Consider the following 22,747-nt stretch of genomic DNA (forward strand, 5'->3'; position numbering starts at 1 on the left):
ACATGCCTCCCATGCACAGCACGCGCGAATACAATTTTGACGGCCTGGTCGGGCCATCGCATAACTATGCCGGACTCTCGTTCGGCAACGTGGCCTCGTTCAGCAATGTGAAAAGCGCCTCGAATCCGAAGCAGGCCGCCTTGCAGGGCCTGGCCAAGATGCGTGCGCTGGCCGCGCGCGGCTTTGCGCAAGCCTTGCTGCCGCCGCAGGACCGGCCGAATTTCCGCCTGCTGCGCTCCATCGGTTTCACGGGCACGGACGCCGAGGTGCTGGCGCGCGCTTACCAGGAGTCGCCCGTCATCCTGGCCTGCGCGTACTCCGCCTCGCCCATGTGGACGGCGAACGCCGCCACGGTCAGCCCGTCGGCCGATACGCACGATGGGAGCGTGCATTTTACGGCCGCCAATCTGAATAACAAGCTGCACCGCGCCTTCGAGCACGCGCAGTCGGCGCGCAGCCTGCGCGCCATTTTCAGCGACGAGCAGCACTTCGCCGTGCACGACGCGCTGCCGTCGACGCCCGCCTTCGGCGACGAGGGCGCGGCCAACCACACGCGTTTGGGCGCCAGCCACGGCGCGCCGTCCGTTGAATTGTTCGTGTATGGTCGCGTGGAGTTCGATCCTTCCGCGCCGTCGCCGAAGCGCTATCCGGCACGCCAGACCCTGGAAGCGTCGCAAGCCGTGGCGCGATTGCACGGCCTCGACGCGAAGCGCACCGTGTACGTGCAGCAGAATCCGGAAGTGATCGACCAGGGCGTGTTCCATAACGACGTCATCGCCGTCGGCAATGGCAACGTGCTGTTCTATCACGAACAGGCGTTTGCCGATGAAGAGGAAAGCCTGTCGCAGCTGCGCCGCGCCGTTGCCGCCACGGGGGCGGAACTGCAAGCCTTGCGCGTGGACACGGGCCAGGTGCCGATCGCGGACGCCGTCAGCAGCTATCTGTTCAACAGCCAGTTGCTGACGAAAGAGGGCGGCAAGATGGCGCTGGTGATCCCGCAGGAATGCCAGGAAAACCGCGCCGTGTCGCGCTACCTGGAAGGCCTGGTGGCGGGCGGTGGACCGATTGATGAACTGATCCATTTCGACCTGCGCCAGAGCATGCGCAACGGCGGCGGGCCCGCCTGCCTGCGTTTGCGCGTGGCCCTGACGCAAACCGAGGCGCGCGCCATGCACCAGGGCGTGATCATGACGGAAACGCTGTACCATCGGCTGGTGCAGTGGGTGGAAAAGCACTACCGCGACCATCTGGAGCCGGGCGACCTGGCCGACCCGCAGCTGGCGCTGGAAGTGCACGCGGCGCTTGAAGAATTGACGATCATCCTCAACTTACCTGGATTGTACGACTTGTAGGCGATAGAAAAACACACAGAAAAAATCCGAGACAGACTATCCGTAGCACAGACAGAATTGGACGGGCGACCCCCGTCTCTTGACACCGCTGCCGCCCAGCCACAAGCCCGAACGACAGCGTTGGACATTCACATTACCGTAATGGAGATGCAAGATGAATCACACGCCACAAGATTTGCGTACACAAACGCTGGAGCTGATTAACGCGGCTGGCAATGCGGGCAAGGCGGCAGCGCCTGTCGTGCAGCTGGTGCAGGCATGGCTCGACTCGCTCGACGCCGAAGACCTGGCCGACATCGCGCCCGGCAGCCTGGCGCCCGTGCTGGTCGACGGCTTCACGCAAGCGGCCAAGCGCACCGGCAGCGGCTGTCAAATCGCCACCCTGCGTTACGCGGATGGCCGTGGCGGCATGGCGAGCGCCTTGCTGATCCTGAACGAAGACATGCCTTACCTGGTCGACTCCATCGTCATGGCCATGCGCCGCCAGCACCTGGCCGTGCGCGGCGTGATGAACACCGTTCTGCCCGTGCACCGCGCTCTTGATGGCAGCGTCGAAGCGGTGCGCCAGCCGGGCGATCCGCTCGAATCGTATGTGCTGGTGCTGCTCGACGAAGAACTGGCGCCGCAAGCCCTGGCCGCGCTGGTCGCCGCCCTGGAAACGGTCGCGCGTGACGCTGCCGTCGTGCGCCGCGATGCCGCCGCCATGAGCGAGCGCCTGGCCGCCGTCGCCACGGCCGCAGCGCAGCATGGCGAAGAGGGCGCGGAAGTGGCCGCCTTCCTGGAATGGGCCCGCAGCGGCGGCTTTGAAGTGTTCGGCTATGCCTACTACCGCGTCAAGCCGGGCGTGCGCGAACTCGAACGCGACATCCCGAGCCGTGTCGGCGTGCTGCAGGATACGGCGCACCCGGTCTACGGCACCTGCCTGGCGAATATCCCGGGCGACTTCGACACCCTGGCCAAGCGCGACTCGGCGCTGTCCATCGTCAAGGCCGACGTGGCGGGCACTTTGCACCGCGACCAGCAGCTCGACTTCATCGGCGTGCGCGACATGGATGCGCAAGGCGCGATCCTGGGCGAGCATTGCTTCGTCGGCCTGTTCACCCGTGCCGGCAATTCCACCCCGCTGGCGGCGCTGCCGTTTGCGCGCGGCCGCGTGGCCAAGGTACTGAGCCTGGCCGGCGTGCGCCAGCAAGGCTTCCGTGCCGAGAAATTCCGCGAAATCCTCGAATCGCTGCCGCGCACGGAAGCGCTGGAAGCGGACCTCGACTGGCTGGCGCAAGTGTGCGGTTCCGTCGTTTCGCTGTACAAGCAGCCGCGCACCAAGGTCTTCGCGCGCCGCGACGTGTACGCGCGCCACCTGAACGTGCTGGTCTACCTGCCGCGCGAGCGCTACAGCGCCAGCGTCGCATCGAGCCTGGCAAAAGCCCTGCAAGCCAGTTCCGGCGCCACCCACGTGAGCACGCAGACCCTGGTGGCCGACGGCCCGCTGGCGCGCGTCTACCTGATCGCCCACGCCGCGCGCTACCCGCTGGACCTGGAAACGGATATCGAACAGCCGCTGCTGGGCGTGCTCGATGGCTGGCATAACGGCTTTGCCGCCGTGGCCGACGCCGTGCCCGACGTGGCCCTGCGCACCAGCCTGCGCAAACTCTGCGCCACGTTACCGCTCGATTACGTGGCCGCCACCGCGCCGGCCGTCGCCTTCCGCGACCTCGACACCATCCTGCGCAATACCGATCCGGCGCACGTGGCGGTGCGCATCGAGACGGGCTTTGTGACCACGATTCGCCTGTACTCGGCCAACAAGGTGCCGCCGCTGTCGACCATCCTGCCGGCACTGCACAATGCGGGCGTGGCCATCGACCGCGAACAGGCGTATTCGGTTTCGCTGTCCGACGGCACGCGCTATTTCGTCACCAGCCTGACGGTCGATGCCGCCAGCGCGGCGAAACTGGCGCAGCCATCCGTCGTCGCCGTGGCGCAGGAACTGTTTGCCGCCCTGTTCAACGACACGGCCGAAGATGGCCGCCTGAATGGCCTCGTCATCGAAGGCGGCTTGTCGACGCGCGAAGTGCAGCTGGTGCGCGCCTACACCAGCTACTGGCGCCAGACGGGCAGCCGCTTCTCGGTGCGCTACATCGCCGAGAGCCTGCGCAAACAGCCGGCCCAGGTCAAAGCCCTGGTCGAAGCCTTCCTGCAGCGCTTCGACCCAGCGCTGTCCGATGCGCAGCACGCGGCCGCCCTGGAGGCAATCGCCGCCATCAAGGCGGGCCTGCCATCCGTGAACCATGCCGATACCGAGGAAATCCTCGGCGCGCTGGCCGACCTGATGGCAGCCACCCTGCGCACCAGCTACTTCCAGAACAATCAACAAGGCGACAAGATCATCTTCAAGTTCGACACCAGCAGCCTGGCGCTGGTGCCGGAACCGCGTCCTTACCGCGAGATCTTTGTGTTCTCGCGCCGCTTCGAAGGCGTGCACCTTCGCGGCGGCCCTGTCGCCCGCGGCGGCTTGCGCTGGTCCGACCGCATGGAAGACTACCGCACCGAAGTGCTGGGCCTCGTCAAGGCGCAGATGGTCAAGAACGCCGTCATCGTGCCGGCCGGCGCGAAGGGCGGTTTTGTCTGCAAGATGATGCCGAAGGACGCCGTGCGTGAAACCATCGCGGCCGAAGGCGAAGCCGTCTACCGCCTGTTCATTTCCAGCCTGCTGGAAGTGACGGACAACCGCTCGCTGGGTAATATCGTCGCGCCAGTCGACACCGTGTGCTTCGACGACGCCGACCCGTATCTGGTGGTCGCCGCCGACAAGGGCACGGCCACGTTCTCGGACATTGCCAACGGCATCGCCGTGCAGCGCGGTTTCTGGCTCGGCGACGCGTTCGCCTCGGGCGGCTCGAACGGCTACGACCACAAGAAACTGGGCATCACGGCCAAGGGCGCATTCGAAGCCGTGAAGCGCCACTTCTATGAAATGGACCACGACCTGAACACCACCCCGATCACCATGGTCGGCGTGGGCGACATGTCGGGCGACGTGTTCGGTAACGGCGTATTGTTGTCGCGCCAGCTGAAACTGGTGGCCGCATTCGACCACCGTCATATCTTCCTCGACCCGACACCGGATGTCGCCGTCTCGTTCGAGGAACGCGCGCGCCTGTTCGCCTTGCCGCGCTCGTCGTGGGACGACTACAACAAGGACTTGATCTCGGCAGGCGGCGGCGTGTATCCGCGTTCCGCCCGCACGATCGAGCTGTCGCCGCAGATCCGCGCCGCGCTCGATATCACGGAGACCTCGCTGGCGCCGGAAGAACTGATGCACCGCATCCTGAAATCCCCGGTGGACCTGTTCTACAACGGCGGCATCGGCACCTACATCAAGGCCTCGACCGAGACGCACGCACAGGTGAAGGACCGCGCGAATGACCATATCCGCGTCAATGGCAATGAGCTGCGCGTCAAGGTCGTGGCCGAAGGCGGCAACCTCGGTGCGACGCAAGCGGGCCGCATCGAGTTCGCGCTGGCGGGCGGACGCATCTTCACCGATGCGATCGACAATTCGGCCGGCGTCGATTGCTCGGACCATGAAGTGAACGTGAAAATCTGGCTGGACGTGGAAGTCAATGCGGGCAAGCTGACGGAAGCGGAACGCAACCGCGAGCTGTATGCGATGACGGACGACGTCGAGCGCCTGGTCTTGCGCGACAACACGCAGCAGACGCATTTGCTGGTGCGCGAGCTGCAGGCGCAAGGCGAGAGCGCCGTGCAGGATGGCTATGCCGCCCTGATCGCCAGCCTGGAAGAAGAAGGCGCCCTGTCGCGCGAACTGGAGCAATTGCCATCGGTGGCCGAACTGGCGCGTCGCAAGGCAGATGGCCGGGGCCTGACCACGCCGGAACTGGCGGTGGTGATCGCCAACGTGAAGAACCGTTTCAAGCGCATCCTGTCCGCCCTGCCGCTGACGGACGAAACGTGGGCCGAGCCGGTGCTCAAACCGTACTTCCCATCCTTGCTGGTGGCAACCCGTTCGGCGCTCGACCACCCGCTGGCCAACGCCATCCTGGCGACCGTGCTGGCCAATGAAGTGATCAACCGCTGCGGCCCGCTGATGATCCGCAACCTGGCGGCGGAACATGGCGTGGACGAGTCGGCCGTGATCCTGGCCTGGGGTCAGGCATGGGTGGCGCTGAACCTGGCGCCCGTGTTCGACGCGCTCGATGCGGATGCCCTGACGGTGCCGCGCGACGTGTCGATCAAGGTCGATGCGCAAACGCGCGTGCTGCAGCAAACGATGATCGCCGGCGTGCTGTCCGTGCCGGCCGAGCAATTGCGCGGCGCGGGACTGGCTGAACTGACGCGTTTGTTTGGCGCGGAATCGAAGCGCGAGCTGCTCAAAGCCGTCGGCATCAAGTCGGAAGCGGCGCTGGTGCCGGGCTTGACGCCGGCCTTCGTGCAAGCGTGGGATGCGGTCGATGCGCTGGAAGTCGTTGCCGGCTTCCTGTTCCCGGCCCTGTCCGTGCCGCGTCCTGCCTCGATGGACCTGGCGGCGTTCCTGCAAGTGGGCCTGGCGCTGCGCAGCCAGGCGGGCATCGATACCCTGGAGCGTGGCCTGAAGCTGGCCGCGCAAGGCAAGTCGCAGGAACAGTTGCGCAACTACGCGCAGCAAGCCCTGCGCCGCACGCAACAGCGTCTGCTGACGCAGGTGCTGGCGCGCGCCGAGCAAGGCAATGCGGGCCAGGCCGTCGATGCGGTGACGGGCGCGCTGGGCCTGTCGGCCTATGTGGCGGCGACGGAACTGGAGCAAGCCATGCTGGACGTGTGGACCTTGTCGGAAGCCGTGAATAAAATCACGGTAAAAACCCCAGCGGAAGCGGCGGTGTAATGACGCAAGATGCAACACAGCTAGTAGAGGGCGCTGGCGGCTTGCCGCCAGCCGTGCAGGCGCTGGCGCAGGCCGATTTCAGCGGTGTGGCGCAGCTGTTCGCCAACGCCGGTTTCACGGTGGCCTTGCCGGCGCCCGGCATGCTGCAAGTCGTCAAGCCGCAAGCCGATAAGGGCCGCGCCAGCGTGGCCGTTTCTGTCGGCGTGCATGGCGACGAGACGGGACCGATCGAAGTGCTCGCGCATCTGCTCGACGCCCTGTCGCGCGATGCGTCGCAGCTGGCCGTCGATTTGCTCGTCTGCGTGGGCAATGTCGACGCGATCCGGGCCGGCAAGCGTTTCATCGACGCCGACCTCAATCGCATGTTCCGTCCCGTGCGGGGCAGCCTGGCGCAAGCGGCGGAAAGCGCGCGCGCCGATGAAATGATCGCCGCGACCAAAGCGTTCTTTGACGCGGCCGGTCCCGCGCGCTGGCACCTGGATTTGCACACGGCCATCCGGCCTTCCGTGTACCCCACGTTTGCCATCGTGCCGGACCTGGTGGCCGAAGACGCCAAGGCGCAGCTGATCGATTGGCTGGGCCAGGCGGCCATCGGCGCCATCATCATGAACCCGCAGTCTGCCGGCACTTACAGTTATTATTCGGCCGAGCATTGCGGCGCGGCCGCCAGCACGGTGGAGCTGGGCCGCGTGGGCACCCTGGGGCAGAACGATTTATCGCTGTTCGACGACGTGTCGCGGGCGCTGGACGGCCTGTTGCGCGGCCTGCCTGCGCAGCCCGTCAAGGCGCAACCGCACGTGTTCAAGGTGGCGCAGGAAATCATCAAGCACAGCGAGGAGTTCCGCATGGCCTTCGATCGCGGCACGCAGAATTTCACCTCCCTGCCGCAGCACGCCGTGATCGCCAGCGATGGCGACCACGTCTACACGGTGCAGCACGCGGAAGAGCTGGTGGTGTTCCCGAACCCCGATGTGCGCGTGGGCTTGCGCGCCGGTTTGATGGTGGTGCGCGTGGCTTGATCGTCCAGTCCTCACACAGCATTTGGCGCCAGCCGGGGAAACCCGCCTGGCGCTTTTTTCATAAAAAATGCCGCACAGAAATAATTATCCATTAAGCAATTGATTGGTTTAAAATATTTACCCTTTGCAATTTTTTGGACCAATCATGTTGAAACGCCTGCTGACAGCCTTGCTGTGCCTGACCCTCTCCGGCCTCACGGCTGCCGCCCCTGCCGATGAGAAGGCGGCCGCACCGGAAATGACGGCCGAGCAATTCCTCGCCCAGCTGCACCTGCAGCGCGGCAAGATCACCTTGCCGGGCGGCATCGCCACCCTGGATTTGCCCGCCAACTTCCGTTACCTGTCGCCGACGGACGCCGAGCGCGTGCTGGTCGATGCCTGGGGTAATCCACCTGGCATGGAATCGCTGGGCATGATCGTGCCCGCCAAGACCAGCGTGCTCGAGCGCGATAGCTGGGGCGTGATCGTCACGTATGAAAAGGAAGGGCATATCAAGGATGACGATGCGGACAGCATCAAATACGACGAATTGCTCAAGGATATGCAGGCGTCCGTGCTGGAAAACAATGCGGAGCGCAAGAAGCAGGGCTATCCCGGCATCCATTTGATGGGTTGGGCGGAAAAACCCAGCTATGCCAAGGATACGCACAAGCTGTACTGGGCCAAGGATTTGATGGTCGATGGCGGCGAGCACTCGCTGAACTACAACGTGCGCGTGCTGGGGCGCGAAGGCGTACTGAACCTGAACGCGATCGCCAGCATGCAGCAGATCGAAGCGATCAAGAAAGAGATGCAGCAAGTGACGGCGTTCACGGAATTTACCGACGGTAACCGCTACACGGATTTCGACAGCAAGACGGACAAGGTGGCCGAATACGGCCTGGCGGCGCTGGTGGCCGGTGGCGTGGCCAGCAAGCTGGGCCTGTTCGGCAAACTGCTGGCGCTGCTGCTGGCCTTCAAGAAAGTGCTGATCCTGGCCGTGGTCGGCGCCGGTGCGGCCATCGTCAAGTTTTTCGGCGGCAAGCGCAAGGACAAGCCGCAGCCGCAGCCAGCACCGCAGCCGGAACCTGCGGAACAGCCCGGTCATGCGCCCGATGGCAAGGTGAATCTGGAAAAGTAGGATGAACTGAGCCGCTCGGTGCGCCGGCGCACATGCGCGCCCTGTCCGAAAACAGCGCCTCGGGTACACTGACTCATCGTTCACTATCAGGAGTCAGTCATGTCCGTGTCCATGTATCAGGCAACCATCCCCGTCTTCATCCGCGGCTTGCGGGTCGTCTCGGCCCTGCTGGAAAAAGCGCAAGCGCATGTCGAGGAAGACGGCATCGTGCCCGAGATTTTGCTGGGCGCGCAGCTGGCGCCCGACATGCTGGACTTGACGGCGCAGGTGCAGCGCGCCAGCGATACGTCGAAGATGTCGGTCGAGCGCCTGAGCGGCGTGCCGGCGCCGAAGTTCGAGGATAATGAAGCGTCGTTCGAGCAGTTACAGGAACGCATCTCCAACACCATCGCCTATATCGACAGCGTCAATGCGGGCCAGATGGCGGGCAGCGCGCAGAAGGAAGTGGTGCTGAACTGGACAGACGAGGGGACAAAATTCTCGGGCGACGATTACCTGCTCAGCTTTGCCTTGCCGAATTTCTATTTCCACGTCTCCATGGTCCACGCCATCCTGCGCAACAATGGCGTGGCCGTGGGCAAGCTCGATTATCTTGGCCCGTATGACTGAGACTGATTATTGCTGCGGTTGCTGCTGAACCTGGTTTTGCACCGCATTGCCCAGCATGCCGCCGCCGATCACGCCGGCCACCGTCGCCAGCGCCTTGCCGCGGCCGCCACCGACCTGATTGCCGATCAAGCCGCCGATAACGGCGCCCGTTCCGATGCCCACGTAGTTGGGCTGGGCGGGCGCAGGCACCGGTTGCTGCTGGCGGACCGGTTCGCGGTAGGCCGTGTCGCGGTAGCCATCGTTGTTGTCACGGTAGGCAGGACGGGCCTGCGCCACCTGCGTGTGGTGCACGACGCGCTTGTGCACGACGGGTGCCGGCGCCGGAGCGGGGGCGGCTTGTGCCACCACGGGAGCGGCCAGCGGTGCGGTTACGGGAGCAGTCGCGGGCGCTGCCAGGGCTGCCGCGTTCGCCGGCGTCATGGCGGCCACGTCGGCAGGTACATTCGCCCGCGAATTGGGCAGGATGCCGGCGATGGACGCCGCGCCCACCAGGCACAGGACCGTCACGGAAATGGCGGCGCCGGCCATCAAGGGGTGGATGCGGCTGGCGGTAGTCGTCGTGTTCATGTGTTCTCCTGGGGTGGTATTGCGGGTGTTGTTGATGTGTCCAGATTAGCGGCCCCGCCTGCCCAAGGCTAGCCCTTGCGCTGTATCAAACGTAAGCAGGTGTAAGCCGCGCTTTCCAAAGCACAGTAGAATCGGTGCTTCCCCTTTTCCGAAAGTCCGCCATGAGCCAGCTATTCACGCCGTTTGCATTGGGGCCGCTGCACGTGGCCAACCGCATCGCCATTGCGCCCATGTGCCAGTACTCGGCCGACAACGGCAACGCCACCGACTGGCACATGATCCACCTGGGCCAGTTGGCCCTGTCCGGCGCGGGGCTGCTGATGACGGAAGCGACGGCCGTCTCGCCCGAGGGACGCATCTCGGCCGACGACCTGGGCCTGTGGTCGGACGCGAATCAAACCGCGCTGGCCAAGGTGGTGCAGGCGATCCGCCGCCACTCCCCGATCCCGCTGGTGGTGCAGCTGGGCCACGCGGGGCGCAAGGCATCGAGCCGTGCGCCGTGGCAGGGCGGCACCTGCGTGCATCTGGCCGACGGCGGCTGGCAAACGGTGGCGCCATCGGCCATCGCCCACGCGCCGGGTGAAACCGTGCCGCTCGCCCTCGACGAGATGGGCTTGCTGCAAATCAAGGGAGCGTTTGTCGCCGCGGCCCAGCGCGTGCACGCGCTCGGCATCGAGGGCATCGAATTGCATGCGGCGCACGGCTATCTGCTGCACCAATTCCTGTCGCCCCTGTCCAACCAGCGCAGCGATGCGTATGGCGGCAGCCTGGACAATCGCATGCGCTTTCCGCTGGAAGTCTATGAAGCCGTGCGCGCCGCCGTGCCGGCCAGCATGGCCGTGGGCGTGCGCCTTTCCGCCACCGACTGGGTCGAGGGCGGATGGGAAATCGAACAAAGCGTGCGTTTCGCGCAGGAACTCAAGCAGTTGGGCGCCGATTTCATCCATGTCTCCAGCGGCGGCATTTCGCCGCAGCAGCAGATTCCCGTGGGACCCGGCTACCAGGTGGCGTTTGCCGAACGCATCAAGCGCGACAGCGGCTTGCCGACAATCAGCGTGGGTTTGATTACGGAAGCGCAGCAGGCCGAAGACATCATCGCCAATGGCCAGTCCGATATGGTGGCGCTGGCGCGCGCCATCCTGTTCGATCCCCGCTGGCCCTGGCATGCGGCGGCCCAGCTGGGCGCGCAAGTGTCGGCGCCGCCGCAGTACTGGCGCTCGCAGCCGCGTGAGTTCAAGAACCTGTTCGGCGACACGACTCTGGGCCAGCGCTAACGTGTCTCGTCTGCTACACTGACGCTTCTTTCCCATTTCTCCAGGACGCTTCGACATGCGCCATTGATACTGCCGTGCTGTGCACGGCCTCGCCCATCCCGCCAGCGCGCCATTGCGCCGCGCGGGTTCGCCAGCCTTGCTCAAGGAGTATCCATGCCCGCATTACTACAACTCGACCGTCTTTCCTTTGTGCTGCCCGATGGCCGCGCTCTGTTTTCCGATCTGCAATTTTCTTTTGCCCCGCAACGTATCGGCCTCGTCGGCGATAACGGCGTGGGCAAGAGCGTGCTCGCGCGCCTGCTGGCAGGCCGGACGCAGCCGTCTTCTGGCGCCGTGCGTTGTGACGGCAGTGTGCATTACGTGGCGCAGGAGCTCGATCCGGACCGCTATCGCACGGTGGCGGCGCTGGCCGGCATGGACGACTTGCTGGCCGCGCTGGCGCGCATCGCCGCCGGCAGCGTCGACGAAGCCGACTATGCCCTGGTGGGCGAACGCTGGGATGCCCAGGCCCGATTGCGCCAGGCGCTCGATGCGCTCGATTTGCGCCATGTCGATGCCGATACGCCAACGAGTACCCTGAGCGGCGGCGAGCGCCAGCGCATCGCGCTGCAGGGCGCCTGGCTGTCGCAGGCGGACTGGCTGGTGCTCGATGAACCGAGCAACCACCTTGACGCACATCAACGCGCCCGCCTGGTGGCGCAGATGGCGCGCTGGCCGGGCGGCTTGCTGCTGATCAGCCATGACCGCGGCTTGCTCGAGCACGTCGATGCAATCGCCGAGCTGTCGCCGCAGGGCTTGCGCAGCTATGGCGGCAATTACGCGCTGTATGCGCAGCAGCGCGCGCTGGAACAGGCCGGTTTTGCTGCGGCCCTGCAGGCGGAAAAGGCTGGTGCCCGACGCGAACAGCGTGAAGCGCAACAGCACGCCGAGCGCCAGCAGCGCCGAGTCGGACGCGGCGAGAGGGAAGGGCGCGAAGGCAACCAGAGCAAGCTGCTGCTCGACGCGAAAAAGGAGAAAAGCCAGGATAGCCAGGGCAAGCTGCGCGTGCGAGCGCAAGAGGCGCAGCAGGCGCGCCAGCAGCGCCTGATGGATGCCAGCGCCCGCTGTGCGCCCGAGGCCGAACGGCTGCTGCTGGCGCCCGAGAGCGCCGTGCCGAACGGCAAGCTGATCCTGGAGCTGCGCGAGCTGGTCTTGCCGCATGGCCAGGCGCAGCCTGTGAACCTGGTCTTGAGCGGGCCGCGCCGCCTGGCCGTGACGGGCGACAATGGCAGCGGCAAGTCGACCCTGCTGCGCGTGATCGCCGGACAACTGGCGCCCGCCAGCGGCGAGCCGCGCTGCCATGCGCAGGTGGCCTGGCTGGACCAGCATGCTGGGCTGCAAGACGGCGAGTGCAGCGCCGTGCAACGCTTGCAGGCACGCAACAGTATCTTGCCGGAAGGCGAGCTGCGCACGCGGCTGGCGCTGCTGGGCATTGCCGGCGCGCGCGCCACCATGCCCAGCCGTTTGCTCAGCGGCGGCGAGCGCATGAAGGTGGCGCTGGCGGCCGAGCTGTATGCGCAGGCGCCGCCGCAACTGCTGCTGCTCGACGAACCGGACAATCATCTGGACCTGGCCAGCCTGCAGGCGCTGGAGCAGATGCTGCTGCAATACCAAGGGGCGTTACTTGTGGTTTCGCACGACCAGGCATTTTTGGAGGCAATAAATCTTGACCCCGAGGGCTTGACATTGCACAAGTGACAATTTAATGAAAAAAGTCACGCTCGATGCCTGTAGAGCATGCTTCATGAACCGATGCTGAATTTTGTTTGATTGTCGGTATAATCCACTGAATAACCGGGCCTATTTGTGAACTAAAACTGCTGGTTCACCAATATGATGACGTTTAATCTGGCACTGTTGTCGGTCACTACCGCGCTGCCAGGGCGTCATCCTGCGTGCCCTGCCGTGCATGAATTTTGGTTTCGCTTATATTGTTTTCTTGGAGAAATAGCATGTCGTTTTACGAAAAAATCAAAGCCCTCAACATTGAATTGCCAGTCGTCGCCGCCCCAGCTGCCGCCTACGTGATGCATGCCCGCACGGGCAACACCGTCTTCCTGTCCGGCCACCTGGCCAAGAAGGATGGCAAGGTCTGGGTTGGCCAACTGGGCAAGGACGTCACCACGGAAGAAGGCAAGATCGCTGCGCGCGGCATCGCCATCGAACTGATCGCCACCCTGCAAGATGCATGCGGCGGCGACTTGAACAAGGTCAAGCGCATCGTCAAGGTCATGAGCCTGGTCAATTCCACCTCCGAATTCACGGAACAGCACCTGGTGACCAATGGCGCCTCGGAACTGTTCGTCGAAGTCTTCGGCGATAGCGGCAAGCACGCCCGCTCCGCCTTTGGCGTGGCGCAAATCCCGCTGGGTGCTTGCGTCGAGATCGAGCTGATCGCCGAACTGGCCTGACGCAGTAGCCTGAACACATGAGCATGCCGGCGATTGCCGCCGGCTAGCCCTTTCCTCCTTTCCAGCAAGAGCGGAACCGCCATTGGGGTGGAGGGATCGGTGTATTCAAGAAAAAAACGGAGACACGTAATGAAAACGAGTGAACAAGGCTTGCACCGCGGCCTGGGCGAGCGGCAAATCCGCCTGATGGCGCTGGGCGCCGCGATTGGCGTGGGCCTGTTTTTGGGTTCCGGCAACGCCATCAAGATGGCCGGTCCCGGCATCATGCTGTCGTACATCATCGGTGGCGCGGTCATCTTCATGATCATGCGCGCGCTGGGCGAAATGGCCGTGCACAACCCGGTTGCCGGTTCCTTCAGCCGCTATGCCCAGGATTACCTGGGCCCCCTGCAAGGCTATCTGACGGGCTGGAACTACTGGTTCCTGTGGCTGGTCACGTGTGTGGCGGAAATTACCGCCGTCGCCATTTACATGGGCATCTGGTTCCCCGACGTGCCGCGCTGGATCTGGGCCCTGGCGGCCCTCGGTTCCATGGGCGCCATCAACCTGCTGGCCGTGAAAGCCTACGGCGAGTTCGAATTCTGGTTCGCCCTGATCAAGGTCGTCACCATCATCCTGATGATTGTCGGCGGCACGGGCATGATCGTCTTCGGTCTCGGCAACGGCGGCGTGGCCATCGGCATCTCGAACCTGTGGACGCATGGCGGCTTCTTCCCGAATGGCGCGCAAGGCGTGCTGATGTCCTTGCAGATGGTGATGTTTGCCTACCTGGGCGTGGAAATGATCGGCCTGACGGCCGGCGAAGCGGCGAACCCGAAGAAATCGATTCCCGACGCCATCAATTCCGTGTTCTGGCGCATCCTGATTTTCTATGTCGGCGCGCTGTTCGTCATCCTGTCGATCTACCCATGGAATGAAATCGGCACCACCGGCAGTCCCTTCGTCATGACGTTCGAACGCCTGGGCATCAAAACGGCCGCCGGCATCATCAACTTCGTCGTGCTGACGGCAGCCTTGTCGTCGTGCAATGGCGGTATCTTCAGCACGGGCCGCATGCTGTACAACCTGGCGCTGCAAGGCCAGGCCCCGAAGGCGTTTGCGGAAACGACGGCCAGCGGCGTGCCGCGCCGCGCCATCCTCGTGTCCGTCGTGGCGCTGTTGCTGGGCGTGCTGTTGAACTACATGGTGCCGGAAAAAGTGTTTATTTGGGTCACTTCGATCTCCACCTTCGGCGCCGTCTGGACCTGGGGCGTGATCCTGGTCACGCAGATCCAGTTCCGCAAGACCTTGACGCCGCTGGAAATCAAGAACCTGGCCTTCCGCATGCCGTTCGCGCCGTATGGTTCCTGGATTTCGCTCGCGTTCCTGGCGCTGGTGATCGGCCTGATGGCGTATTTCCCCGATACGCGCATCGCCCTGATGGTGGGACCGGCCTGGCTGATCCTGCTGACGGTGCTGTACTACGCGCTGGGCCTGGCGCCCAAGGACAAGCGCGATGACGTGCCGCAAGGCTACGAAGCGGGTTGGCCAGCGGCCGATGCGCCACACATCAAGAAGTAAGCCAGCGTCGTTGAGCTGAGCCAGAAGCGCGCCCCTGCCCCCGCAGCGGCGCGCTTTTTATTTCATATTGACAATCCCAGGCCCCGCTAGCGTCCATGCGCGTTTCGCGGCGCACGCCTGGCGTTGTTTCCTTACATCAAAGTTCTGTTTAGCTGAGCCGGTGAAAGCCCTATAATCGCTTAGTTTTGAAAATGGACGCGATCTTTCCGGTTTTTTGCCAGGTAAGTAATCGCCAGGAAATTATTGTGAATTTATAGCAAACAGAAGTGGATGTGATGCAAGGCGCCCGGCGCGACGCAGTGCGAGCACTGCTAGCGATGGGTAACGCAGCAGCGCGCCACTTATGGAAGCTAGAAAACACAAGAATTTATTGGGGGTTACTCAAGGCCGGAGCGCTATTTGTTTTTACCCGTCGTACGAAAATACGTATGCCTCATAAAGGAAGTCTAGTGAGCCAAACCCTGGTCCAGAAACTCTGCCGCACCAAGCCGATCGATACCACGGTCGAATATGGTGAAGGCCTCAGCAGCAGCGGCTTGAGCCGCTCCATCGGCCTGTTTTCCCTCACCATGATCGGCGTCGGCGCCACCATCGGCACGGGCATCTTCTTTACCATGGTCGAAGCCGTGCCCAAGGCGGGCCCCTCGGTCGTCCTGTCTTTCCTGATCGCCGCCATCACGGCTGGCTTGACGGCCTTGTGCTATGCGGAATTGTCGTTCCGCATCCCCGCCTCCGGCTCCTCGTATTCGTTTGCCTACGCCACCGTGGGTGAGTTTCTTGCCTTCATCATGGCCGCCTGTCTGCTGCTCGAATACGGCTTGGCGGGCAGTGCCGTGGCCATCGGCTGGTCGTCCTACCTGAATAACTTCCTGGAAAACGCGTTTGGCTGGCATATTCCCGAGATGCTGCGCACGCCGATGATCGTTTCCGGCCCGCATGGCATGGAGTTTCACTCTGGCCACATCAACCTGCCGCCCATCTTTTTGATCTGCATGTGCGGCTTTTTGCTGCTGCGCGGCGCCAAGGAATCGGCGCTGATGAACGCCATCATGGTCATCATCAAGCTGTCCATCCTCGTATTCTTCATCGCCATTGCCTTTTCCGGTTTCAATGCCGACAACTTCGTACCGTTCTTTAATACCGACAATAGCAAGGGCTTTGCCGGCATGACGGGCGTCACCGCTGCTGCCGGCACCGTCTTCTTCTCTTTCATCGGCCTCGATACGGTAGCGACGGCGGGCGATGAAGTGAAAGATCCCAAGCGCAATGTGCCGCGCGGCATCCTGTATGGCTTGCTGATCGTTACCGTGTTTTATTTGCTGGTCGCCGTGGCCGCCCTCGGTGCGCAACAGGCGAAATTGTTCGAAGGCCAGGAAGCGGGCCTGGCGGTGATCCTGCAAAACGTGACGGGCAAGACCTGGCCCGCGCTGGTGCTGTCGGCCGGTGCCGTCATTTCCGTCTTCAGCGTAACCCTGGTGACGATCTACGGCCAGACGCGCATCCTGTTTGCCGTCAGCCGCGACGGTCTGATCCCGAAATCGTTCCAGAAGATCCACCCGCGCACCCTGGTACCGGTCAGCAATACCATCATCGTCTGCCTGGTGGTGGCTCTGGTGGCCGGTTCCGTCGATGCGACTTACCTGTGGGACATGGTCAGCATCGGTACCCTGACGGCCTTCATGGTGGTCTCGATCGCCGTGCCCGTGCTGCGCCACAAGCAGGGCGCGAACCGCATCGAAGGCTTCAGCGTGCCGTTCGGGCCGTACGTGATTCCCGGCCTGAGCGTACTGGCTTGCCTGTACATCATGCGCGATTTGCCGCATACCACGTTTGTCGTGTTCAGCGTGTGGATGACGGTGACGGTGGCCATTTACTTCTTGTACAGCATGCGCCATTCGCACCTGGGCAAGAAGGCCCGCTGATGCAGCTTGTTCCATCCAAAACCGCCGCGCTTGCCGGCGGTTTTTTTTATTTCTAACCGGAATTTACATGATGAAAATAACTGATCTGGCCGCCTGCGGCTTGCTGGCAAGCAGCTTTCTGGGAACCATGGCGCAAGCCGCGCCTGCCAGCGGGCCGGCATTGCGCGATTACCGCGCCGTGGCCCTGTCGGCCAATGGCCAGCGCATTGCCGCCATCGAGTCGAGCAAGGTGGGTGAACAGCCGCAGCGTCCGAACGCGGCCATCGTCGTGCGCGACGCCGCCAACGGCGCCATCGTGCAGCAATTCGACCCGTGCGCCGTGTGTTCCTATGACAAGCCCAGCTGGTCGCCCGATGGCAGGCAACTGGCCTTTGTCGGCTACGACGCCAAGGCGGGCACGGCGCAGCTGTACCTGGCCACGATGACGCAGGCACAGGCGCGCGTGTTGACGAGTATCAAAGGTGTGGCCAGCACGGCGCGCTGGTCGCCGGACGGCAAGCAGCTGGCGCTGCTGGCCACGGTGGGCGCGCGCAAGCTGGCCGGCGCCGTGGAGGCGGGCGCGCGGCAGGTGGGCGAGGTGGGCAGCGAAGATGATGCCCAGCGCATCGCCATCGTGCCGGCCAGCGGCGGCGAACCGCGCCTGCTGTCACCCGCCGACACCTATGTGTATGAATACAACTGGACGCCTGATGGCCGCGGCTTTGTTGCCACCAGCGCGCAGGGCAATGGCGACAGCAACTGGTGGGTTGCCAAACTCAGCCATATTGACGGGGACACGGGAGCCCTGCGCGTGATCGCGTCGCCGGCCATGCAGCTGAACCTGCCGTCGGTCTCGCCGGACGGCAAGACGGTGGCCTTCATCGGCGGCCTGATGAGCGATTTCGGCTCCATCGGCGGCGATATTTATACCGTGCCGCTGGCAGGCGGCACGCCGCGCAATCTCACGCCCGATTACCGCGGCACCTTCAATGGCGTCGTCTGGCGCGGCGCCGGCTTGCTGGCGACGGCCCTGATCGATGCGCAGCTGGCGCTGGTGCCTGTCGATGCGCAAACGGGTCCCGCCCAGCCCGTGCTGCTCGGTGAACTGAGCAGCGGCGGCAGCGATGGCCGTCTGTCGTTCAGCGCCGATGGTTTGCAGGCAGCCGCCGCGCAGGAAGACTTTACGCACGCCGGCTACCTGGTGGCGGGGCCAGTGGGCCAGCTGAAAAAGATCACGCGCGACAATGACGGCTTTGCGCCGCAGTTGACGGTGCAGAACGTGGGCTGGAACAACGAGCAATACAAGGTGCAGGGCTGGCTGCTGGGGCCGTTGAAGACGGACGCAGGCAAGCGCTACCCGATGATCGTCAACGTGCATGGCGGGCCCGGCGCGGCCGCCTCGCCCCGTTACGTGGCGGCGAACACCCTGATCCACGAATTGACGCAAAAAGGCTATTTCGTCTTCCTGCCCAATCCGCGCGGCAGCTTTGGCCAGGGCCAGGCTTTTACACGCGCCAACATGGCGGACTTTGGCGGCGGCGACTGGCGCGACATTCTCACCGGCATCGATGCCGTGCAAAAAGTGGCGCCCGTCGACGGCCATCGCCTGGGCCTGATCGGCCACTCGTATGGCGGCTTCATGACCATGTGGGGCGTCACGCACAGCGATCGCTTCAAGGCGGCCGTGGCGGGGGCGGGCGTATCGAACTGGATCAGTTATTACGGCCAGAACGGCATCAACCAGTGGATGATCCCGTTCTTCGGCGCCTCCGCCTATGACAACCCGGCCGTCTACCGCAAGGCTTCGCCCATCGAATCGATCAAGGCGGCGAAGACGCCGACCTTGATTTACGTGGGCGAGCGCGACGTGGAAACGCCGGCCGCCCAGTCGCTGGAATTCTGGCACGGCTTGCGCGCCATGGGCGTGCCGTCCAGCCTGTTCATCTACGACGGCGAAGGCCATTCCTTCCGCAAGCCCGAGCACCAGCGCGATTTGCAGCAGCGCACCATCGGCTGGTTTGAGCGGTACTTGAAGTAAGTCGCGCAGGCTTAGCGCGGGGCCACAATATGCACGATCGCCGCGCTATGCACCACGATCTTGTCCGCATCCGCCTGCAACAGGCGAATACGGCGCTGCACCAGCGGCCAGCCCGACCAGGCCACGTCGCTGACGGGCGGTGCGGCAGGGGCGGCCAGCGGCGCGCTGATGGCGGCCTTGTCATCGAGCTGCTCCAGCGCGCGCGACAGGGTCAAACACACTTGCGTGTGGCTATGGCCGAGTAGGGCGTTGACGGGCGTGACGGGCAGCTGGCTGGCGTGGCGCCCGAGGATAGAGCGCAGGGCCGCCACGTGGGCCACCAATAAGTAGTTTTGCACGATGAACAGGTTGATGTCTTCCACGGCCCGCTGCTTGCTGGCCGGTTCATCGAGCATGCGCACCAGCGCCGAGCTGAGCGCGGCCAGGCTGTCCATCAAGCGCTTGCGTTCGATGCGGTAGGCGAAATCATCGAAGCATTTTCCCTGCAGCAGCGCGAAGCTGGCTTGCATATAGCTGAGGTTCACATTCAGTACCTGGCGCACGAGGCGCGGCAGGCTCTGGTATTCCCAATTGGCCAGCACGAAGCTGAAGACGGTGGCCACCGCCGCGCCGATCAGGGTGTCGATCAGGCGCTCGCTGACGAGGTTCGGGTTGCTGGGCGCCACCAGGTGCATTTGCAGCAAGATCATCAGGCTCACGGCAATCGCCGTGTAGCGGTAACGCAGATAGATGAAGGTGGGCGTGGCCACGATGGAGAGGAATAAAATGGCCATCAGCACAATATTGCTGTGCACGAAGCGGATCACGATGGCCGTGATGATGCAGCCGATGATGGTGCCGATGATGCGGTCGGCGCGGCGCTGGCGCGTCATGCTGAAGGTGGGGCGCAGGATGATGACGATGGTCAAGACGATCCAGTAGCTGTGCGCCGCATACGGCAGCCAGTGGCCGATCAGTAATCCCACGGAGATGGCCATCGACACGCGCAGGGCGAAGCGGAACACGGGCGAATCCAGGCGCAAGTTAGCCAGCAGGGTCTTCAGTTCGTATTTCTGCTGCGACAAAAACGGCGCCATGTCCGCACCGCTCCAGAATGGCACGTCGGCATAGACTTTTTGCGTGGCCAGATGCAGCTCGGCGATCATTTTCAAAATGGCGCGGATCTTGTTGCGCTGCGCGCGCAGGGTGGCCAGCGCTTCCTGCGCACCGTCGCCTTTTGCATGCAGGCGAGCGATTTCCGCTTCGATCTCGGCCCATTCCCTGTCGTAGCTGATCTGCGCATACGAGGCGCGCTTGCGCGTGACGGCATACGCCACGGCTTCGATGTCGCGCGCCGCCTTGTAGGCCAGGTCATGCAAGGATTTCAAGACGTCGGAGTCGGCCAGGTGCTGGCGCAGCAGCGCGTAATCCGTGTGCGTGGAGAGGATCAGTTCATACAAATCGAGCATGCACACGTGCACCTGTACGACGATGGCGTCCTTGCTGTTCTTGTGGCTGCGCAGAATCAGGTCGCGCGACGCCTGCTGGCGGTCGGCCAGAATGCTTTGATGGCGCACCAGCTTGTTGAACTGTTCCGTCAAATTGAAACGCGTGTCGTAGAAATCGGCCTTGATGTCGATGTAGGCGGCTAATTCGAACAGGGCTTCGGCCAGTACTTGCTGCTTGATGCGGTGGCGCAAGACCCAGGCGATGGCCATGGCATAGGCCAGATAGATCAAGCCGCCCAGCATGAACAGGCCCGCATGGTGAAACGATTGCTGCCACGTCATCTGATGCTCCATCGACATGGTCATGATGAACAGGGCGGCCAGTTGCAAGGGCATGGATTTCTTGCCGTACACCACCATCATGCTGGCAAGAAAGCTGACCACCACGAGCACCGTCATCAGCAGCCACTGCACGGGACCGCACAGGCTGATCAATAAAGTGACGGCGCTGCACAGCAGCACCGAGGCCAGCATTTCGTTGAACTTGTGGCGCAGGGGGCTGGGCATGTCCATCAGGGTCGTGCACAGGGCGCCGATGCACACTGTCATGGCGGTGGCGCTGTCGCTGATTTCCAGGGTCAGCAAGGTCAGGCCGACCAGGCCGATGGCCACGCGCAAGCCCAGGTAAAAATAATGGCTGTAGATAAAGGTGCGCAGGTTCAGTGCGTAGTGCATGGGATTACCTTGTGGGCAGGGCACAGAAAGAGGCGCCGCACCGGGGTCTCCGATGCGGCGCCAGGATGTTGCATTCGCTACAGCCTTGATTTACATCAGGGCAATGACAGGATAGCGCCGCCATTCAGGCTCGGCAAAGCGCTGGCAGTGTTCAAAAATGAAGTCGAGCACGGCTTCCTGATTGCTCAGCAAGGCCGGATTCGCTGCCTTCCACTCGGCAAATTTAGCGGCCAGCGCAGGCTCATCGCGCAGCAGTTCCGACGCCATGTCTTCGAACACGTAATCGGAAAACGCTTCTTTCTTCTCCAGCACGCTGTTGAAGAAGCCCCAGCGGAAGAAGCTGTCGTGTGCCTGCGGTTCCAGCGTTTCCACGGCGTAGCGGGCGTTGTCCTGCTCCAGGCTGATCACATAGTCGCCCGCCTGCACGGTGAACTGGCCCGTGCGCGCTTCCAGTTCCACTGTGTCGTGGAACATGTGGCCTTCGTAGGCCGTGGCCCGCGTGCCGACGTCGGTGATGTGGTAGTAGCGCGCCGTTACCGTCTGTTCGGTGGTGATTCGGCTCATTTCGACGCCGTTCCAGCGCAGCCGTTCGATGACTTCGCGCCACGCTTGCGGCACGATATAGGCTTTCGGCGCGGCCACGGTGACGTCCGCATCGAAGCGGTTGTAGTAGGCGATGTCGCGCTCCCACGGCTGCGAGCGGTCGTACGACAGGCGCTGGTAGTTGCCCAGCAGACTCGGCGTGTATTGCGCTGCATAGCCCTTGAAGGGGAAGGTCGACGGTTGCTCTTCATTCATGGCCCAGTGGATGGGCCATGCGGCTTGCGTGCGGCCCGCTGCCTTGGCTTGCGCGCGCAGTTGCTTGATCTGTTCGCCGTGTTTGACCGTGAACGCCATGCAGATGTCGAGCAGGGCGCGCATGGATGCGTAGCGGTCGGCAAACGGTTTCAGCATGTGCGTTTCCGGCATGAAACCAATGACGTGATGCAAGGCCGCAAAGCCCGTCGAGAAACGGGGTACTTCGAGGAATTCGGCAATGCCGTGGTCGGGGCTGTCCTTGACGGGATTGACGTACGGGCAGGTGGGCCAGCCCGCCTGTTCCATCTGCGCAAAGATGTGCGGCAGCATGGTGTCTTGCAGGAAGGGTCCGAGGCCATTGCCCAGCTTATCCGTCTGCGTGTGGATCAGGGTCATCGTGTACGGGTAGTCGGCGCCGTTCGACGTGTGGGTGTCGACCATCACGTCCGGGTCCCAGCTGGCCAGCAGGCGGTTGAACACTTGCGCGTTCAGACTGTCGCACTTGATGAAATCGCGGTTCAAGTCCAGGTGGCGGCTATTGCCGCGGAAACCGAATTGCTCCGGGCCATCCTGGTTTACGCGCGACGTGTTGGCGCGGTTCAGGCTGCCATCGACGTTGTAGATCGGAATGAACAGCAGCACGGTGCTGCCCAGCGCCGCCAGGCGTTCCGGCTGCGTGCACAGGTCGCGCACGATGGCCATGCAGGCGTCGATGCCTTCCGGTTCGCCCGGGTGGATGCCGTTATTGTTGAAGAACACGGTGCGGCCCGCGCGCTTGATTTGTTCGCGGTCGAATACGCCGTCCGCGCTGATGACGCCAGCATGGATGGGCACGCCCGAATCGGACAGGCCGATCTGTTCGAAGTGCAGCACCTGCGGGTAGCGTGCGGCGAGATCTTGATAGAAGGTGATGCATTCCAGCCAGGTCGTGGTCTGGTTGTGGTTACCGAGTTCGTAGGTCGTGCGCAAGTCTGGTGGCATAGCGGTCTGAGTCTGGGAGGGGGAAGGCGCGCTG

At 63.4% G+C, this 22,747-nt stretch carries 14 protein-coding genes; 11 read left to right on the forward strand and 3 right to left on the reverse strand.

Features of this window, described 5'->3' with window-relative positions; translation table 11 throughout:
- Positions 1-11: 11 nt before the first annotated feature.
- From astB to IGS60_RS00180, 5 genes are all read left to right on the forward strand, one after another.
- Positions 12-1,352, forward strand: coding sequence for an N-succinylarginine dihydrolase (gene astB / locus IGS60_RS00160; protein WP_230501682.1), 1,341 nt, complete (start codon positions 12-14; stop codon positions 1,350-1,352).
- A gap of 154 nt (positions 1,353-1,506) precedes the next feature.
- The gene (locus tag IGS60_RS00165) at positions 1,507-6,234 is read left to right on the forward strand and encodes an NAD-glutamate dehydrogenase domain-containing protein (RefSeq protein WP_230501684.1); all 4,728 of its coding nucleotides are present in this window, start codon (positions 1,507-1,509) and stop codon (positions 6,232-6,234) included.
- Positions 6,234-7,253, forward strand: a complete 1,020-nt coding sequence (locus tag IGS60_RS00170) for a succinylglutamate desuccinylase (protein ID WP_230501686.1) — start codon at positions 6,234-6,236, stop codon at positions 7,251-7,253. The genes IGS60_RS00165 and IGS60_RS00170 overlap by 1 nt, the downstream gene beginning before the upstream one ends.
- Before the next feature lie 145 nt (positions 7,254-7,398).
- Positions 7,399-8,373 carry a DUF2167 domain-containing protein gene (locus IGS60_RS00175; RefSeq protein ID WP_070311516.1) on the forward strand — a complete coding sequence of 325 codons (975 nt, stop codon included), beginning with the start codon at positions 7,399-7,401 and terminating at the stop codon, positions 8,371-8,373.
- Positions 8,374-8,472: 99 nt separating this feature from the next.
- Positions 8,473-8,982 carry a DUF1993 family protein gene (locus IGS60_RS00180; RefSeq protein WP_230501688.1) on the forward strand — a complete coding sequence of 170 codons (510 nt, stop codon included), beginning with the start codon at positions 8,473-8,475 and terminating at the stop codon, positions 8,980-8,982.
- A gap of 6 nt (positions 8,983-8,988) precedes the next feature.
- On the opposite strand, the gene IGS60_RS00185 is transcribed toward IGS60_RS00180, so the two are convergent.
- The gene (locus IGS60_RS00185; protein WP_230501690.1) at positions 8,989-9,549 is read right to left on the reverse strand and encodes a glycine zipper 2TM domain-containing protein; all 561 of its coding nucleotides are present in this window, start codon (positions 9,547-9,549) and stop codon (positions 8,989-8,991) included.
- Positions 9,550-9,710: 161 nt separating this feature from the next.
- Here IGS60_RS00185 and IGS60_RS00190 point away from each other — a divergent pair, with 161 nt between their 5' ends.
- The 6 genes from IGS60_RS00190 to IGS60_RS00215 all read left to right on the forward strand — a co-directional run bounded on the left by IGS60_RS00190 (position 9,711) and on the right by IGS60_RS00215 (position 18,772).
- Positions 9,711-10,823, forward strand: coding sequence for an NADH:flavin oxidoreductase/NADH oxidase (locus IGS60_RS00190; RefSeq protein WP_230501691.1), 1,113 nt, complete (start codon positions 9,711-9,713; stop codon positions 10,821-10,823).
- A gap of 153 nt (positions 10,824-10,976) precedes the next feature.
- Positions 10,977-12,560: an ABC-F family ATP-binding cassette domain-containing protein gene (locus IGS60_RS00195; RefSeq protein WP_230501693.1), complete on the forward strand. Its 1,584-nt coding sequence runs from the start codon at positions 10,977-10,979 to the stop codon at positions 12,558-12,560.
- Between the two features lie 254 nt (positions 12,561-12,814).
- The gene (locus IGS60_RS00200) at positions 12,815-13,273 is read left to right on the forward strand and encodes a RidA family protein (protein WP_058048365.1); all 459 of its coding nucleotides are present in this window, start codon (positions 12,815-12,817) and stop codon (positions 13,271-13,273) included.
- Positions 13,274-13,402: 129 nt separating this feature from the next.
- Positions 13,403-14,833: an amino acid permease gene (locus IGS60_RS00205; RefSeq protein WP_070220650.1), complete on the forward strand. Its 1,431-nt coding sequence runs from the start codon at positions 13,403-13,405 to the stop codon at positions 14,831-14,833.
- A gap of 449 nt (positions 14,834-15,282) precedes the next feature.
- Positions 15,283-16,755 (forward strand): amino acid permease, encoded by a 1,473-nt coding sequence (locus tag IGS60_RS00210; protein ID WP_230501695.1) that lies wholly within the window; start codon positions 15,283-15,285, stop codon positions 16,753-16,755.
- Between the two features lie 67 nt (positions 16,756-16,822).
- Positions 16,823-18,772 carry a S9 family peptidase gene (locus IGS60_RS00215; protein ID WP_230501697.1) on the forward strand — a complete coding sequence of 650 codons (1,950 nt, stop codon included), beginning with the start codon at positions 16,823-16,825 and terminating at the stop codon, positions 18,770-18,772.
- Between the two features lie 11 nt (positions 18,773-18,783).
- Here the strand turns inward: IGS60_RS00215 and IGS60_RS00220 are convergent, their stop codons facing one another.
- Together IGS60_RS00220 and IGS60_RS00225 are read right to left on the reverse strand one after the other, a co-directional pair.
- Positions 18,784-20,934, reverse strand: coding sequence for an FUSC family membrane protein (locus IGS60_RS00220; protein ID WP_230501699.1), 2,151 nt, complete (start codon positions 20,932-20,934; stop codon positions 18,784-18,786).
- Between the two features lie 90 nt (positions 20,935-21,024).
- Positions 21,025-22,713, reverse strand: a complete 1,689-nt coding sequence (locus IGS60_RS00225) for a M14 family zinc carboxypeptidase (protein WP_230501701.1) — start codon at positions 22,711-22,713, stop codon at positions 21,025-21,027.
- Positions 22,714-22,747: the final 34 nt, after the last annotated feature.

Source organism: Janthinobacterium sp. FW305-128 (genome assembly GCF_020858135.1).
Classification (GTDB): Bacteria; Pseudomonadota; Gammaproteobacteria; order Burkholderiales; family Burkholderiaceae_D; genus Janthinobacterium.